The sequence below is a fragment of the Clostridium sp. AF22-10 genome (assembly GCF_003478725.1).
GTDB lineage: Bacteria > Bacillota > Clostridia > Lachnospirales > Lachnospiraceae > Otoolea > Otoolea fessa.
Map to the genome: position 1 here is coordinate 78,198 of NZ_QUFZ01000004.1, position 15,941 is coordinate 94,138.

Below are 15,941 nucleotides of genomic sequence, written 5' to 3' on the forward strand. Positions count from 1 at the left end.
ATATTACATTTCCGAAAACCAAATCCGTCATTTTTCCGATTTTAAAATTTTTTTATTTTTCCTCTACTCAAATAGACTTTTTTGTAGGATAATAGTACTAATTGTGATTCTTTGCGGTCTGCTGTGCTGCGTTCATTTCACACAAAGAGCATCGACATAAACAACTGCGAATGGCAGTCTGTGCCGGACATGGACTGTGACCTGGCGGCGCAATCATCCATACAAACATATGATTTTCATCCCACCAGATGGAAACCGGCATCTGCCCCCACCGCGATACCGGTATTCTGTGCGGGACGAAACTAAGAACGGAGGATTAGATGAAAATCGGTTTTGACAACAACAAATACCTGAAAATGCAGTCGGAACATATCCGTGAGCGTATCAACCAGTTCGGTGATAAGCTCTACCTCGAATTTGGCGGAAAACTGTTCGATGACTACCACGCATCCCGGGTTCTTCCGGGCTTTGCACCTGACAGCAAGCTGCGGATGCTTCTGCAGTTAGCGGATCAGGCGGAGATCGTCATCGTCATCAGTGCTGCGGATATCGAGAAAAACAAAGTACGTTCCGACCTCGGCATTACTTACGACGTAGACGTACTCCGTCTGATTCAATCCTTTACCGACAAGGGACTCTATGTTGGAAGCGTTGTAATCACCCACTATTCCGGGCAGAACACTGCGGATGTCTTCAAACACAAGCTCGAATCCATGGGCATCAAGGTTTACCGCCACTACACCATCGACGGTTATCCGGGCAATGTTCCGCTGATCGTCAGCGATGAAGGTTATGGTAAAAATGATTACATTGAAACCAAACGTCCACTCGTTGTTGTCACCGCGCCGGGACCGGGAAGCGGAAAAATGGCAACCTGCCTTTCCCAGCTCTACCACGAGAACAAACGCGGCGTCAAGGCTGGATATGCCAAATTTGAGACCTTCCCGATCTGGAATATCCCGTTAAAGCACCCGGTCAACCTGGCATACGAGGCAGCGACCGCTGACTTAAACGATGTCAACATGATCGATCCGTTCCATCTGGAGGCTTATGGTGTGACAACGGTCAACTACAACCGTGACATCGAGATTTTCCCGGTTCTGAGCGCTATTTTCGAGGGAATCTACGGCGAGAACCCGTACAAATCCCCGACTGATATGGGCGTCAACATGGCAGGAAACTGCATCATTGACGACGAAGCCTGCTGCGAGGCATCCCGTCAGGAAATCCTGCGCCGCTACTATCAGGCATTAAACCGCGTTGTCAAAGAGGATGTCGGCAAAGAGGAAGTTTATAAGATCGAACTTCTGATGAAGCAGGCAAAACTGACCACCGATATGCGCAAGGTTGTTCCGGCTGCCCTGAAACGCGCCGAAGAAACCGGTGCTCCGGCTGCTGCCATCGAACTTCCGGACGGAACCATCGCTACCGGAAAGACAACCAACCTGCTCGGCGCTTCCGCTGCCCTGCTTCTGAATGCTGTCAAGGTACTTGGCAATATTCCGCACGATGAGCACCTGATCTCCCCGATCGCGATCGAGCCGATCCAGAAGCTGAAAGTCGAGTACCTCGGAAGCCGCAACCCGCGTCTCCACACCGATGAAGTTCTGATCGCACTGTCCATGTGCGCCGCTACCAACAAACACGCGCAGATCGCCCTGGAACAGCTCGAAAAACTGCGCGGCTGCCAGGTTCACACCTCCGTCATGCTGTCGGAGGTTGATATCAAGACCTTCAAACGTCTCGGCATCGAACTGACCTCCGAGCCGGTATATGAGCACAACCGCCTGTACCAGTAATTGATATAATCCTATATAAATAACGGCTGTATCTCAGCAAAACAGAACTCATAGATTTTTCAATATATGGATTCACATTGCTGAAATACAGCCGTTCTATTTACTGTATAAATATTTCTTTTATGCTATACATCACTTTTATTTCCGGTCGAACGAGCTTCCACCGCGCATCTCATCCTCATTTGGACTCTCTGATGCTACAGCTTCTGCCGATTCCGGTGTTTCGTCTGCCGGTGCTTCATCCGCCGGTTTTCCTTCCAGCTTCTGCTGGTTCTGTGAGTTTTCTGCGTTCGTTTCCTCCGCAGTCTTTACCGGCTGCACCTCATCGCCTGTCTTCTCAGCCTCCGGCATCTCAATCCGGTCCTCGCCTTCCTGTTTCTTTTCCTCCAGCTCCGGAATTCCCTTTACCTCATGGAAAATCTTCATGAACTCTTTACCGGTGATCGTCTCTTTCTCAATCAGGAACGCCGCAATCTTATCAAGCGCCTCGCGGTTTTCACTCAGCAGGCGTTTTGCCTCCTCATAAGAAACCTTCAGAATATGCATGACTTCCTTGTCAATCTCTGCCGCTGTCATATCACTGCAATTCAGGACGGTTCTCCCGTTCAGGTACTGATTTTCCTGGCTTTCCAGTCCCATCAGACCGAACTTCTTGGACATACCGTACTGGGTTACCATCGCACGCGCGATCCGGGTTGCTTTTTCAATATCATTTGACGCACCTGTCGTTACCGTATCAAAAACGATCTCCTCAGCCGCACGTCCGCCTAAAAATCCGACCAGCATCGCGCGGATTTCCTTCTCAGTATTTAAGTACTTCTCTTCCTCCGGCACCTGCATGACATAGCCGAGCGCACCCATGGTACGCGGCACAATCGTGATCTTCTGTACCGGCTCCGAATCCTTCTGCAGGGCGCTGACCAGCGCATGACCAACCTCATGATACGAAACAATCCGGCGCTCTTCCTGGCTCAGGATGCGGTCTTTCTTCTCTTTGCCAACCAGAACCAGCTCAACTGCCTCAAATAAATCCTTCTGGGAAACGGCTTTCCTGCCATTCTTAACGGCTGTGATCGCCGCCTCGTTCATCATATTGGCAAGATCCGCACCTACAGCGCCAGATGTAGCCAGCGCGATCTCCTCGAAATCAACCGTCTCATCCAGTTTTACATCCTTGGAATGTACCTTTAAAATCTGCACACGCCCCTTTAAATCCGGCTTATCCACGATAATTCGGCGGTCAAAACGTCCCGGACGAAGCAGCGCCGGATCCAGAATCTCCGGGCGGTTCGTCGCCGCCATGACTAAAAGACCCTTGGAGGAATCAAATCCATCCATCTCCGAAAGGAGCTGGTTTAACGTCTGCTCACGTTCATCGTTGCCGCCCAGACGGGAATCACGGCTTTTACCGATCGCATCCACCTCATCGATGAAAATGATACACGGAGCCGACTGCTGCGCCTGCTTGAACAGGTCACGCACACGGGATGCGCCGACGCCGACAAACATTTCCACAAAATCTGAACCGGACAGAGAGAAAAACGGAACCTTCGCCTCTCCAGCTACTGCCTTGGCAAGAAGTGTTTTACCGGTTCCTGGCGGTCCGACTAACAACGCACCCTTCGGCAGTTTCGCACCAATCTTCGTATATTTTCCCGGGTTATGCAGGAAATCAACAATCTCCGTCAGAGACTCCTTCGCCTCATCCTCGCCTGCCACATCCTTGAACGTAACGCCGGTCTCTTTCTGTACATATACTTTGGCATTGCTCTTGCCGACACCCATTATGCCGCCTCCGCCGCCCATGCGCTTCATCATCATATTGAAAATGACGAACATCGCTGCAATCGGAAGCACCCACTCGAGCAGAAGCATGATAATACTGCCTGTCGCGTCCACTTCTGCCTGTTCATAGGTCGTAACACCAGCTTCATCCAGCTTCTTTTCCAAATCCGGATCGTTGATCGGAATCGTGTAGTACTCCATTCCTACCAGATTTCCGTATTTTCCCTGGCTGCCGCCATATTTCTTCGAATCTTCCTTCGGCGTGATCTGAATCTTTCCATTGCCAATCACAACCGATTCTACCTCGTGATCCTTAAGCATCTGATTAAACTCGCTGTATGGCATCTTGTGCGTGCGACTGCCCTGCCAGAGGTTGTGCATCATCGCCACGCAGAGAAGCGTAAACAGCATCGTCATGATCAGCACTGCATAATTCTGACCGCGGGGATTTTTTCCATTTTTATTCTGGTTTCCCTTATTATCCATACACTTTCTCCATTCTGTGTCACTGTACATCCGGAATCTGCCACATCAGGTTACTAAAAAGCCCTCTAAATCTGCCGCATCTGCTTCTCATCCGGCTTCATGCCCGCTTTTCTTCCCCGTCAGCGCGCAAATTTCTGCGTACTCTTATCCATTATAGTGGCAGATTGCCTATAAATCAAGAAGTGAAAATATTAAAAACTTGTGAACTCCTTATAAAATATAGGTGTTTTCTCTGCATATATGAAATGCCATCAAAACTATCCGCTGTGTATCTCTTCCCGATACAGTTACCTCGTCACAGTTATTCGAAAAATTGCTTTTTAAAAAGTCCCTATTTACATTTGTGTGTCTGATGTATCAACAGTATAATGATACATTTCACGAATTGCGTATGCAATTAGAAAATCAAGTAGTCCAAATTCCATAAAATGAAATTTTAGGGCAAATTACAGACATTGGCTTGGCTGTAGTATTTTTAAACAACGTGTGTTAGACTACTGTTATACAAATCGGGATTGACCGAACTCTTTGAGAAAAATAGGAGGAAGCAGCTTTTTATGTTGTACTTAAAATCAGCTAATTTGGAAGATATTGAAAAGGAATACGAATTTATTACTAATACCCCTTCCAATGAAAATGGATTTACGAATTTTGCGTCTGGATGTTCAAGAAAGGAATTTGAAATAAAAATATTGCCTGGTTATATTAATGCTGAAAAGGGAATTGATCTGGCTGATGGATGGGTTCCAGAAACGGATTTTTTCTTATGGGATGATGAGAAAATAGTAGGATTATTTCGCGTGCGTCATTACCTTACTCCTGCACTTGCAAACGGAGGAGGCCATATAGGATATGGAATAAAGAAAGAATTCAGAGGCAAGGGATACGCCTCGGAAGGGTTGAGATTGACAATCGAAAAAGCCTGGCACATTATTAAAGAAGACGAAATATATATGTCTGTTCATAGGGATAATATGGCATCTTTGCGTGTGCAGATTAAAAATGGGGCCTATATTCATCACCAAGATGAAAAAGAGTTTTATACCAGAATAAAACGATAAATTCCCGTTTATTGGGAAGTCACAGAGAACGAAAAATCGGAATTTGGAGGTGATTTAAATGGAAAACAAAATTGTAGGTGCTATTTTCTGTTTCATGTCAGCAGTTTTAATTTCTGCACGATATATTTCTGCTGCGATATTTATGAGTGGAGTAGCTTCGTGGAATGCCACTTTATTTGCAGCAGGTCTTGAATATGTAGGTCCTTTTTTAGCAATAGCGGCTGGTATTGCGTTTATTATTGGAATCCTGTTTCTGGGATATGGGCTGTATCAGGATATTAAAAAGATAAAGAAGTAGAACAATTCCAGTTTGTCAATTACAGGTGACATTGAAAGAGTCAGCCCATTCAAGGTGCTGGCTCTTTCAAAAATTCCATTCTAATAAATTGCATGATAACTTAGAGTAAAAATGAATACCCATTAGCCGGAAATGAATAGAAAACGAATAAAAGTGTGGTGTTTCGTATAATTATGAGTTAGTATGCATCAGACACACTTTTGTAAAAAGGGAGTTTCAAAAAAACATTCTATCATTTTTGATCTATGATATAATGTGAACACTTGACGAGGTATTTTCGAGTCTAGTGAGAACATATACCTGACCACTTAATGAGGTGTTTCACGAATTTAGTGGTCATGGTATAATAAGCGCAGAAGAAAAGAATGCGGCTGTAAAGCAGACATATTCTTTTCTTGCGCCACTAACGAACGAACCGTCCTGCGAAGCAGGGCGGTAGAGCGCGATAGCGCGGGTTCGTGAGTATCATGTCCATGTACCAAATGAAGCCAGATCAAAGTCGAAAATTGATTTCGTATTTATTATAATTGACAACAATAATCCGCAAAAAGGAGATTCCACCATGCCATCCCACATCATCCACCCAATCCCACCTGTTTTTGACGCCGACTCCCGCATCCTAATCCTCGGTTCCTTTCCGTCAGTCAAATCCCGAGAAAGCTGTTTTTTCTACGGGCACCCGCAGAATCGTTTCTGGAAGCTCTTAGCGCGCCTGCGAAAGGAAGACGTTCCATCCTCCATCGAGGAAAAGAAGGAATTTCTGCTGCGGAACCACATCGCCGTCTGGGACACCATCCATAGCTGTTCCATCGAAGGATCCAGCGACAGTTCCATCCGCGATGTTGTTCCAAACGACCTCGCCTCTATCCTGGATCACGCTTCCATCCAGGCGATTTACACAAACGGCGGGCTGTCCGGAAAAATGTACGACCGCTTCTGCCGTAAACAGACTGGCATTGAGGCAATCAAACTGCCGTCCACCAGCCCTGCCAACGCTGCCTGGAACCTCGACCGGCTGACAGATGCCTGGAAATGTATCAACCAGATCCTGGGGAAACCCGGATCTGAAACAAAAAGCACTGTTTCCGAAGACAATGCACACGGGGCAAAAACACGCTGCATCTAAACAAATACCATCTGCACCAGAATCATATAAAATACAGTCCCTGCCGGCCAATGGCGCTTCTGTCCGATCCACTGTTCCGTAAAAATCATTACAAACAGTGCCGTCAGTGCAAAGTCCAGCCCTTTCGTATTAAATGTAATCACATTTGACACTGCTCATCTTTCTTAGTAGAATAAATACATTATAACGATCGATTTTTCGGATTCAACACAGATTTGAACTATGTAAAAAAGCTTTGAAGGAATTACCTTTACAAAAAATCTTATAAAAAAAGGAAGCAAAACCTATGAACACATATATTCCCCTACCCAATTCAAGTGCCGGCTCGCCTGTCCAGTTCTCTGAACCAGCCGCCTACTCCTACGAAAGCTGCCATTGCTGTCCGCGAAATTGTCAGATCAACCGCACAAAAAAACAGGGCTGGTGTCACAGCCCTGCCGGTATCCGGGCGGCACGCGCGGCGCTTCATCCGTGGGAGGAACCGTGTATCAGCGGTCTGCACGGAAGCGGTACCATCTTTTTTTCCGGCTGCACACTGCGCTGCTGTTTCTGCCAGAACTACCAGATCAGCAGCGAAGGCTTTGGAAAAGATATTTCCGGAACGCGCCTGGAGGAAATTTTTCTGGAACTGCAGGCACAGGGCGCGCACAATATCAATCTGGTGACGCCGACGCAGTACCTTCCGTCGCTACTGCCCGTCTTAAAACGGGTCAAACCGCAGCTTTTCATCCCGATCGTCTACAACTGCGGCGGTTATGAGACGCTGGAGGCGGTTGATGCGCTGGCTCCCTATATCGATATCTGGCTGCCGGATTTAAAATATTACTCTTCCGAACTGTCCGCCCGCTATTCCGCCGCCCCGGACTATTTTCCGGTCGCCTCCGCAGCAGTCAAACGGATGATCAAGCACACCGGTCCGCTGGTATTGGAAGATTTCTCCGAAAATGGCCAGGCCTGCCAGCTCATGAAGCGCGGCGTGATCCTGCGGCATATGGTTCTTCCAAAACACAAAGACGATTCCATCCGCCTGCTCCACTGGATTCACGACAACCTCCCGGAGGGGCATTTTCTGGTAAGCCTTATGAGCCAGTACACCCCCTTCTACCAGAGCAGCAGATATCCGGAAATCAACCGTCGCATCACAAGCTACGAATACCAGAAAGTCGTCGATGCCGCGATTGAGCTGGGACTCACACAGGCTTTATGCAGGAAAAAAGCAGCGCAAAAGAAGAATACACGCCGCCGTTTGAATTGCAAGGGATTTGATATTTATATAAGAAAAGATCCTTCTTGATGCCTTTCCATGAACCAGAAAAAGGGTATCGATAAATTGACATTTTATCGATACCCTTTAAACTATCTCGTCCATTGGATGATACCTCTTTCTTTGAACTTTTCCTTTATTCAATTTTGATTCCTTTTTCAACAATTTCTGAATCGTTCAATCTTATTTTTTTCTTTTTTCACTTATCTATCTCTCTTTTAAAAAACGCTTCTTTTTAATGATACTTTCTCGTCATATCACTAAACCGAATCCTGTTTCTAAATATGTATGATAGATGATTGACTGATTTTTACTTGTTGATTTTGGTTTTCCTTTGTTCAATTTTTTTTATTAAAAAATTGAACCAGTTTTATGTTTTCGGTGGAATCAGCTCCCTTCTTTTTTTGTTTTATTTCTTGTTTCTTTTGATGGTTTTATTCTAATACATATGTCGCATTTTGTCAATACTAATTTTGTATTTTCTTGTTATTTTTCAGTTTTATTTCCACCACGAATGCCAGCTATTAGTTTTCATCTCGCAGTCACGCCATCTTATCTCTTTATTTACCATCGTTCACACATTATGAGCGTCATGCAAACTGTTACTGGGAACGTATGCGTGAACAGCAACAAATCCGCAACCAGAACTTCACTTTTCCCCTGTTATTTTTCTTGCCAATCTTCCCATTTTCCAGTATAATCATGATATCGGTGCATTTGGCACCTGCTTCTTTATATGCAGGCAATTTTTTCACATCTTACTGGTTCCTGCGATTCTCATGTTCAGTTTTTTCGATGATTTCCATGACCATTTTCATACTTACGCACTCAAAAGGTAAACGCTAAAACTCTGAACTTTTTATTTATTTTTTAATCACTAAGCAATCTTTCTTCACATCTCAAACTTCATGACTGCTTCTTGATTTGATTCCTTAAAACTTATTCACACGGGGAAACTGTTTCTCATTTTGCTGAAATTCATAACCTACATGAGCAAGCGGGCATCCCCTATCTGCAATTTTATTTCAGGAGGTACTCTATGGTCTATGAAACTTTTTTGAAAACAATCCAGTCGATGGTGCAGACGCGCCTCAATAAAAAAGCCAACGTCTCCCTGCGGCGGGTTCTGAAAAATAATGGACTGATGCTCGACGGGCTGAGCTTTACGAAACCCGGCTCACGGTTATCACCGACTGTCTATCTGAACGCCTACTATAATGAAGCGGAGGAAGGGATGCCGCTCTCCATTATTACCGATCAGATCCTGATGGTGTATGAGACAAATCCAGGATTTTCGGAGGATATCTGCGAGGAACTGCGTGATTTTGATGCCGTACGCGGCCGGATTGCCTACAAATTGATCCACGCCGCTAAAAATAAGGTGCTTCTCTCCCACATCCCACATATTCCGTATCTCGATCTGGCGATCGTTTTCTATCTGATCCTCACTGACAATGAGGAGGGACAGATGACGACCCTGGTACACAGCGACCATCTTGCCCTGTGGGATATTTCTCTGGAAGAGATCGGCATACTGGCGGAAGAAAACACACCTCGCATACTGCCGTACCACATCAGCTCCATCGAATCCACCCTCAATCAGCTCGAAATGGAGGACATCGTTGAAACGGAAGCTCTTCCATCGGTCGCTCTCTACGTTCTGACAAATTCGCGCGGCATCAACGGCGCTGCCTGCATGCTCTATCCCCGCGTCTTAAAAGAGTTTGCCGAAAGCCTGGGCGAAGATCTGATTATCCTTCCGTCCAGCATCCATGAAGTGCTTCTCACTCCCAGCAACGTCTCTCTTCCGCCGGAAGAACTCAATGAAATGGTTCAGGCGATCAATCAGTCGGATGTGCCCGCTGAAGAGCGCCTGTCAGATCATATTTATTATTTTAGCAGGATTCAGGGCTGTCTCTACCTGCCGCCCAGTTCCACTACGACGCTTTATTCCGGAGCAGACGGAACAGTGAATCCACAATAAAGATGGCAACCGCCATCGCCCCCGCTATCTGGATCGTCTGGATCAGATAAAAATTGTACCATTTTGTCTGTCCCTGTATCAGAAAATAGACGCTCCGGTAGATCGATGCGCCCGGCACCGTCGGCAGGATTCCTGCCACCAGAAAGATCGTGACGGGCGCTTTTAACACGCGTGCAAATACCTGGCTCAGCAGAGCCGCTGCCAGACTGGAAAAAAATGCCGCCGCCACCTGCGAGGTTCCCACCTGCATCGATACCAGGTACGCCAGCCATCCGGCACCTCCGGTAATGCCCGCATAAACCAGATATTTCCGCGGCATATCGACCAGCAGGGAAAAACCAAAAACCGCCAGAAATGCCCCCACGCTCTGGATCATCAATTCTCTTATCATCTCTGTCATACCGATCCTCCCGCCAGCCGGACTGCCACGATCGCCAGACCGACGCCCGACGCAACCGCCAGCGCCACCACGACTGCCTCCGCCATCCGCGCGACTCCCGAACTGTAATCTCCATTCAGCGTATCGCGGATTGCCGCCGTAAATGTGACCCCAGGCACCAGCGGCATGATTGCGCTGATAATCACTACATCCAGGCTCATTCCCAGAAATGCCCCACGGCGCAGCAGATACGCCGCAACCGCCAGTGCAAACGAGCCAAGTGCATTTTGACAGAAATCATTCAGCATAAGGTTGGACGCCGCCCGCAGGACAAACGCAAGAACGACTCCCACGACAGCCGCCACCAGGCATTCGCCCGGACCGCCTCCAAACATCACCGCAAAAAATCCCGTCGTTGCCGCATAGCCAATGCATTTCTTCCAGAATCCGTATAATGTCGTATTAGCAATCCGATCCAGTCGTTCCTGCGCCTCCCCGACGGACAATTTTCCGCTGCAAAATTCCCTTGAAACATTGTTTACCTGATAGATGCGGTTCAAATTCGTTGCCCGGTTTTCCACCCTTTTTACCAAGGTAAGCGGCGGAAGTGATGCATCCGCAATCGTCGCCACGATCCCCGTCGTCACGACAAACACATCTGCCCGTGCAATCCCTGAATGCTTTAAAATACGGTGAATCGTGTCCTCCACACGGTAGACCTCCGCTCCGCTCGCCAGCATGATCTCCCCCGCCCGGACCGCCATCTCCATCAGCGCGCCATATTCCATACCAACCACCCTCTGATTTACGAATTTTCCAAATCCAGCAACATTTTCTTGACCTCTACCATACGGTCACGCAACACGACCGCTTCCTCGAAATTCAGCTCGGCTGCCGCCTGATTCATCTTCTTCGTCAGTTCCTTTACAAGTTTTTCTAATTCCTGGCGATCCATCGATTCCAGATCCTTCGTTACCTTATTCGTAACCGGTTCGGCTGCCTGCGAGATCGTGATCAGATCCCGGACAGCTTTCTTGATCGTCGTCGGCGTAATGTGATGTTCCTCATTGTACGCCTGCTGAATCGCGCGTCTTCGCTCCGTCTCCTCGATCGCCGCCCGCATCGAATCCGTGATCGAATCTGCATACATGATAACATGCCCCTCAGAATTTCGCGCTGCTCGGCCGATCGTCTGAATCAGGGACGTTTCCGAACGCAGGAATCCCTCTTTATCCGCATCCAGAATCGCCACCAGCGCAATCTCCGGGATATCCAGACCCTCACGAAGCAGGTTGATGCCGACCAGCACATCGAAGACATTCAGACGCATATCCCGGATAATCTGGGCGCGTTCCAACGTGTCAATATCCGAATGCAGATATTTGACGCGGATTCCCGCATCGCGCATATAGTCGGTCAGGTCTTCTGCCATCCGCTTTGTCAGCGTCGTAACAAGCACCTTAAACCCTCGATCCACCTCCCGGTTGACCTCCGAAATCAGATCGTCGATCTGTCCCTCGACCGGTCTCACCTCAATCGGCGGATCAAGAAGTCCCGTTGGACGGATCACCTGCTCTGCCCGCAGAAGCTCATGATCTGCCTCATACTCGCCCGGTGTTGCTGAAACGCAGAGAATCTGATCCAGTTTGCTCTCAAATTCTTCAAAATTTAACGGTCGGTTATCCAGCGCCGACGGCAGGCGGAAGCCATATTCCACCAGCGTTTTCTTGCGCGACTGGTCGCCCGCGTACATACCGCGCACCTGCGGCAGCGTGATGTGCGACTCGTCCACAATCACCAGAAATTCATCCGGGAAATAATCCATCAGCGTACACGGCGGTTCTCCCGGTTTCGAACCAATCAGATGACGCGAATAATTCTCGATACCGGAACAGAAGCCTGTTTCCCGCATCATTTCCACATCAAAATTCGTCCGCTCCGCGATTCTCTGTGCCTCCAGAAGCTTATCCTCACTCTTAAAGTAAGCGACCTGCTCCTTCATTTCCTCTAAAATATTGTTTGCCGCAATCTCCATCCGCTCTTTCGGGATGACATAATGCGATGCCGGGAAAATCGCGATATGTCCTAACTGCGCCTTGATCTCGCCCGTCAGCGTGTCAATCTCTGTGATCCGGTCTACCTCATCCCCGAAAAACTCAATCCGGTACGCATCGCCGCCCGAATACGCCGGGTATACCTCCAGCACATCGCCGCGCACCCGGAACGAACCTCGCTTGAAATCCATGTCATTCCGGCTGTACTGAATGTCGATCAGCTTGTGAATGACCTCGTCGCGGTCCTTCTCCATGCCCGGACGCAGGGAAATAACCATGTTTTTGTAATCGATCGGGCTTCCCAGACCATAGATACAGGAAACCGATGCCACAATAATCACATCCTGACGCTCTGACAGCGCCGCCGTCGCTGAATGCCGCAGCTTATCGATCTCGTCGTTGATGGAGGAATCCTTCTCGATGTATGTGTCCGTGGACGGGACGTAAGCCTCCGGCTGGTAGTAGTCATAGTAGCTGACAAAGTATTCCACCGCATTATTGGGAAAAAATTCCTTCATTTCCGAATAAAGCTGGGCTGCCAGCGTCTTATTATGTGCAATAATTAACGTCGGCTTATTCAGCTTCTGAATCACATTTGCCATCGTAAACGTCTTGCCAGAGCCCGTTACACCCAGTAATGTCTGGAACTGATTTCCTTCCTTGAAGCCCTCCACCAGCTTTTCAATCGCCTGCGGCTGGTCGCCGGTCGGGCTGTATTCTGATACCAACTCAAAATGATCCATTGCTTTCTCCTGATTTGATATAATTCACAAATAAAGAATGTGCCTTTTTGTGTAATAGGGGATTCCAAGGAATTTCCTAGTACACAAAAAATCCCATTAAGTATTTCTATTATACCAAATCCACTCATGAATGTATACATAAAAGCAGAACAAATCAGTACAAACGTTCGATTTCAGATAACTGTTCACAGGTAGGAATTTTCTGAATTTTCTAAACTGAAGATTCCGTACGATACAGTTCTGGTTGCAGATTTTGCCGTCATTCCTATTATTGGTTTACTGTATTATTTCTTTCTTCCCGTGACTACTATCAGAACGATTCCTAATACTCCCATCATCCCAGCATACCCCACAAACGGCACGCTCACGCCCTCACTGAATCTTCCCATCCATTTCAGCACAAACGGCGAACACGCCGCTCCCAGATTGCAGCCGACCAGCACGATTGATGTGGCTGTATTGATAGAAGACTGCGGAATCTGCTCGGAAATCTGGTGGAAGGAATAGGTAACCAGAACGGTATAGAAAAATCCAACGATACTAATGCCAATTCCAATCAGCGGCAGATTGCCCGCATATGCGGTCAGAAGCATCCCCGCTCCAAGCATCAGGCATCCAACCCCCGGCAATTTTTCCTTCCACCACATCGTCAGTTTTCCAAAATAAACACCGGCAGCTATTCCCATCAGCATCATGAGCGTGAGAATGATGCTGGCTTCCGACTCCGTTCCAAGTTTCTTCTCCAAAATCAGCATCGGGACACGCAGGGAATTGGAACAGTAGATGCAGATGACAAATCCCGCAAACAGTGCATAAGCAATGGGCAGGACTTCTTTTTTCCAGCATTCTCTTTTTCCATCTGCCTCCGCTTCCAGACTTTCTTTCTCTGCCCCTGCACTCTGTGAGCCCGCACTCTCTCCCATCTCCATATTCCCCGGAACCCATACAAGATACAGAAGTACAATCACAAATCCGAGCGCGTACACCCAAAATGCCAGATTCCACCGGATCAACACCAATTTTCCAGCAACCAGCGTCATAACCGCGCTTCCCAGCACCTCCGCCGATCCGCGGTATCCGAGCAGCGCCGCTTTTTCCCTGCCTTCATAATATTCACTGAAAATGCTGATTGCTTTCGCATTAATGAGCCCAATCCCGATCCCCAGGAAAATCCTGGACGCGAACATCACCGGATATTCCTGTACAAACACCGGTACCATGCCGCTGACCGATAAAAGAAGCAGACCGCCCACAATCATTGGACGGTCTTTCATATAACGCGACAGCCATGCATTCAGCACGATCATGACAGTGATCGCAAACGACGGTGCTGAGATCAACATCTCCACCTGTGCGGTTGTATATTCACTGAAATGCTGCAGCAGCGATGGCAGCACGATCGAAACAGAATACGCCGATGTCAGTATCAATGACAGCGATAGCAGCGCTATTTTCTTCATTTGTTCTTTCATATTAATTTCTCCCCGAATGTAAGTTTTATACTAGAATTCTGATTGCTTCTGTCCTATCCATTCACAATCGCAGGCAACACAATCCATGTATCGTTTCTTAAAACAATACTCCATTCCTTTTATCATAAATGAAATTCATTCAGAAAGAAATACTTAATTTTTTTTTATTCTAAGATTTTTATTCTAAGGTAGATGTTTCACTGTTCACACATGTGTTCCCAGTAACGGGATTTTCAGTTCAGAAAATTCCTGCCTGTGAACGGTTACGTTTCTTCGTTACCTATCCCCGCGCAAACCAGTCTTTCATGCACTGAAGCACCTGCACCAGCTCTTCTTCCTTGATAATATACGGAACCATCGCGTACAGATAATTTAAGAACGGACGGCTGAACACGCCGCGTTTGTACGCATATTCCTGATACCCTTTCAGGACTGCCGGATCATATACCTCGACACAGACACATCCGCCCATCATGCGGACCTCCCTGATTCTCGGATCGGTAAATCCTTCCATCTCCCGGCGGGTGATAGCTTCGATCTTCTGAATCTTTTCCATATAGTTCTGCGTCTCAAACAGCTCGATCGAGGCAAGCGCTGCACTGCACGCGAGGGCATTTCCCATAAAGGTCGGTCCGTGCATCAGCGCATGTTCCGGGTTATCATCGAAAAATCCATCAAATACCTTTTTATTTGCCACAGTCGCCGCATGACCAATGTAACCGCCGGTCAATGCCTTTCCGAGGACCAGAATATCCGGAAGCACCCGATCTGCCACAAAGCGGTTTCCGGTTCTGCCAAATCCGGTTGCCACCTCATCAAAAACCAGCAGCACGCCGTACTTATCACAGAGTTCCCTTGCCTTCTCCAAAAATGAAATGTCGTACATCCGCATTCCGCCAGCACCCTGTAAAAGCGGTTCCACCAGCACGCAGTTCAACTTGTCATGATACTGTTCAAATGCTTTCTCCAGCGCCGGGATCTCAGTCGGAATGTGAACCACATACGGGCTTGCACCATAGGCTTTCAGCACAAAATGGTAGTCCTCATCATCGCCTGCCTCCATTGTCTTAAAGGTATCGCCGTGGTACGCGTGTTCCAACGCCAGAATCATCGTCCGCTTCTCATCGCCGCGGTTCATATAATACTGCAGCGCCATTTTCAGCGCTACCTCAACCGCCACGCTACCGGAATCTGAAAAAAAGCAGTAGTCCAGATCGCCCGGCAGCCAGGACGCCAGTTTTTCTGAAAGCCTGCGCGCCGGCTCATGCGTCAGCCCGCCCAGCATCACATGAGAAAATTTTTCTACCTGTGAAATAATTGCCTGATTGATCACCGGATGTTTATATCCATGAATCACACTCCACCAGGACGAAACCGAATCAATCAGCTTCTGATCCTTCGTGTAAAGATATACCCCGTTCGCATCCACGATCTCATAAGGCGCTTTCATTGTTTTTAACTGTTCATATGGATACCAGATCATTTTTCTT

General features: G+C 47.6%; 13 protein-coding genes. 6 read left to right on the plus strand and 7 right to left on the minus strand.

Annotation, left to right across the window (positions count from 1 at the left end; genetic code table 11):
- The first annotated feature begins 320 nt into the window (after positions 1–320).
- Positions 321–1,799, plus strand: a complete 1,479-nt coding sequence (locus DWX91_RS04115; protein WP_022359314.1) for a DUF1846 domain-containing protein — start codon at positions 321–323, stop codon at positions 1,797–1,799.
- A 138-nt stretch (positions 1,800–1,937) separates the two neighbouring features.
- Here the strand turns inward: DWX91_RS04115 and ftsH are convergent, their stop codons facing one another.
- Positions 1,938–4,070: an ATP-dependent zinc metalloprotease FtsH gene (gene ftsH, locus DWX91_RS04120; RefSeq protein WP_118471993.1), complete on the minus strand. Its 2,133-nt coding sequence runs from the start codon at positions 4,068–4,070 to the stop codon at positions 1,938–1,940.
- A 557-nt stretch (positions 4,071–4,627) separates the two neighbouring features.
- Between ftsH and DWX91_RS04125 the strand changes: the two genes are divergently transcribed.
- The 3 genes from DWX91_RS04125 (at position 4,628) to DWX91_RS04135 (ending at position 6,555) form a co-directional block, all read left to right on the plus strand.
- Positions 4,628–5,131: a GNAT family N-acetyltransferase gene (locus DWX91_RS04125; RefSeq protein ID WP_107001054.1), complete on the plus strand. Its 504-nt coding sequence runs from the start codon at positions 4,628–4,630 to the stop codon at positions 5,129–5,131.
- A 58-nt stretch (positions 5,132–5,189) separates the two neighbouring features.
- On the plus strand, positions 5,190–5,429 hold the full coding sequence (locus DWX91_RS04130) for a hypothetical protein (RefSeq protein ID WP_107001055.1): 240 nt from the start codon (positions 5,190–5,192) through the stop codon (positions 5,427–5,429).
- A 562-nt stretch (positions 5,430–5,991) separates the two neighbouring features.
- Positions 5,992–6,555, plus strand: coding sequence for a DNA-deoxyinosine glycosylase (locus DWX91_RS04135; RefSeq protein WP_118471992.1), 564 nt, complete (start codon positions 5,992–5,994; stop codon positions 6,553–6,555).
- Here the strand turns inward: DWX91_RS04135 and DWX91_RS04140 are convergent.
- Positions 6,552–6,698, minus strand: a complete 147-nt coding sequence (locus DWX91_RS04140) for a hypothetical protein (protein ID WP_243017769.1) — start codon at positions 6,696–6,698, stop codon at positions 6,552–6,554. The genes DWX91_RS04135 and DWX91_RS04140 overlap by 4 nt on opposite strands.
- Before the next feature lie 143 nt (positions 6,699–6,841).
- On the opposite strand from DWX91_RS04140, the gene DWX91_RS04145 reads away from it, so the two are divergent.
- Both DWX91_RS04145 and DWX91_RS04150 read left to right on the plus strand, forming a co-directional pair.
- The gene (locus DWX91_RS04145) at positions 6,842–7,849 is read left to right on the plus strand and encodes a radical SAM protein (RefSeq protein ID WP_412693825.1); all 1,008 of its coding nucleotides are present in this window, start codon (positions 6,842–6,844) and stop codon (positions 7,847–7,849) included.
- 1,009 nt (positions 7,850–8,858) lie between these two features.
- Positions 8,859–9,803 (plus strand): DUF5688 family protein, encoded by a 945-nt coding sequence (locus DWX91_RS04150; RefSeq protein ID WP_118471990.1) that lies wholly within the window; start codon positions 8,859–8,861, stop codon positions 9,801–9,803.
- Here the strand turns inward: DWX91_RS04150 and DWX91_RS04155 are convergent.
- The 5 genes from DWX91_RS04155 to bioA form a co-directional block, all read right to left on the minus strand.
- A complete protein-coding gene (locus DWX91_RS04155; protein ID WP_227589434.1) occupies positions 9,757–10,203 on the minus strand; it encodes a threonine/serine exporter family protein in 447 nt (148 codons plus the stop codon). The two genes, DWX91_RS04150 and DWX91_RS04155, sit on opposite strands and share 47 nt — an antisense overlap.
- Positions 10,200–10,970, minus strand: coding sequence for a threonine/serine exporter family protein (locus tag DWX91_RS04160; RefSeq protein ID WP_107001060.1), 771 nt, complete (start codon positions 10,968–10,970; stop codon positions 10,200–10,202). The genes DWX91_RS04155 and DWX91_RS04160 overlap by 4 nt, the downstream gene beginning before the upstream one ends.
- Before the next feature lie 17 nt (positions 10,971–10,987).
- Complete coding sequence (gene uvrB, locus DWX91_RS04165; protein ID WP_118467275.1) at positions 10,988–12,979, minus strand: excinuclease ABC subunit UvrB; 1,992 nt, start codon at positions 12,977–12,979, stop codon at positions 10,988–10,990.
- A gap of 284 nt (positions 12,980–13,263) precedes the next feature.
- Positions 13,264–14,451 carry an MFS transporter gene (locus DWX91_RS04170; RefSeq protein WP_118471988.1) on the minus strand — a complete coding sequence of 396 codons (1,188 nt, stop codon included), beginning with the start codon at positions 14,449–14,451 and terminating at the stop codon, positions 13,264–13,266.
- Positions 14,452–14,731: 280 nt separating this feature from the next.
- Positions 14,732–15,934, minus strand: coding sequence for an adenosylmethionine--8-amino-7-oxononanoate transaminase (gene bioA, locus DWX91_RS04175; protein ID WP_022359179.1), 1,203 nt, complete (start codon positions 15,932–15,934; stop codon positions 14,732–14,734).
- Positions 15,935–15,941: the final 7 nt, after the last annotated feature.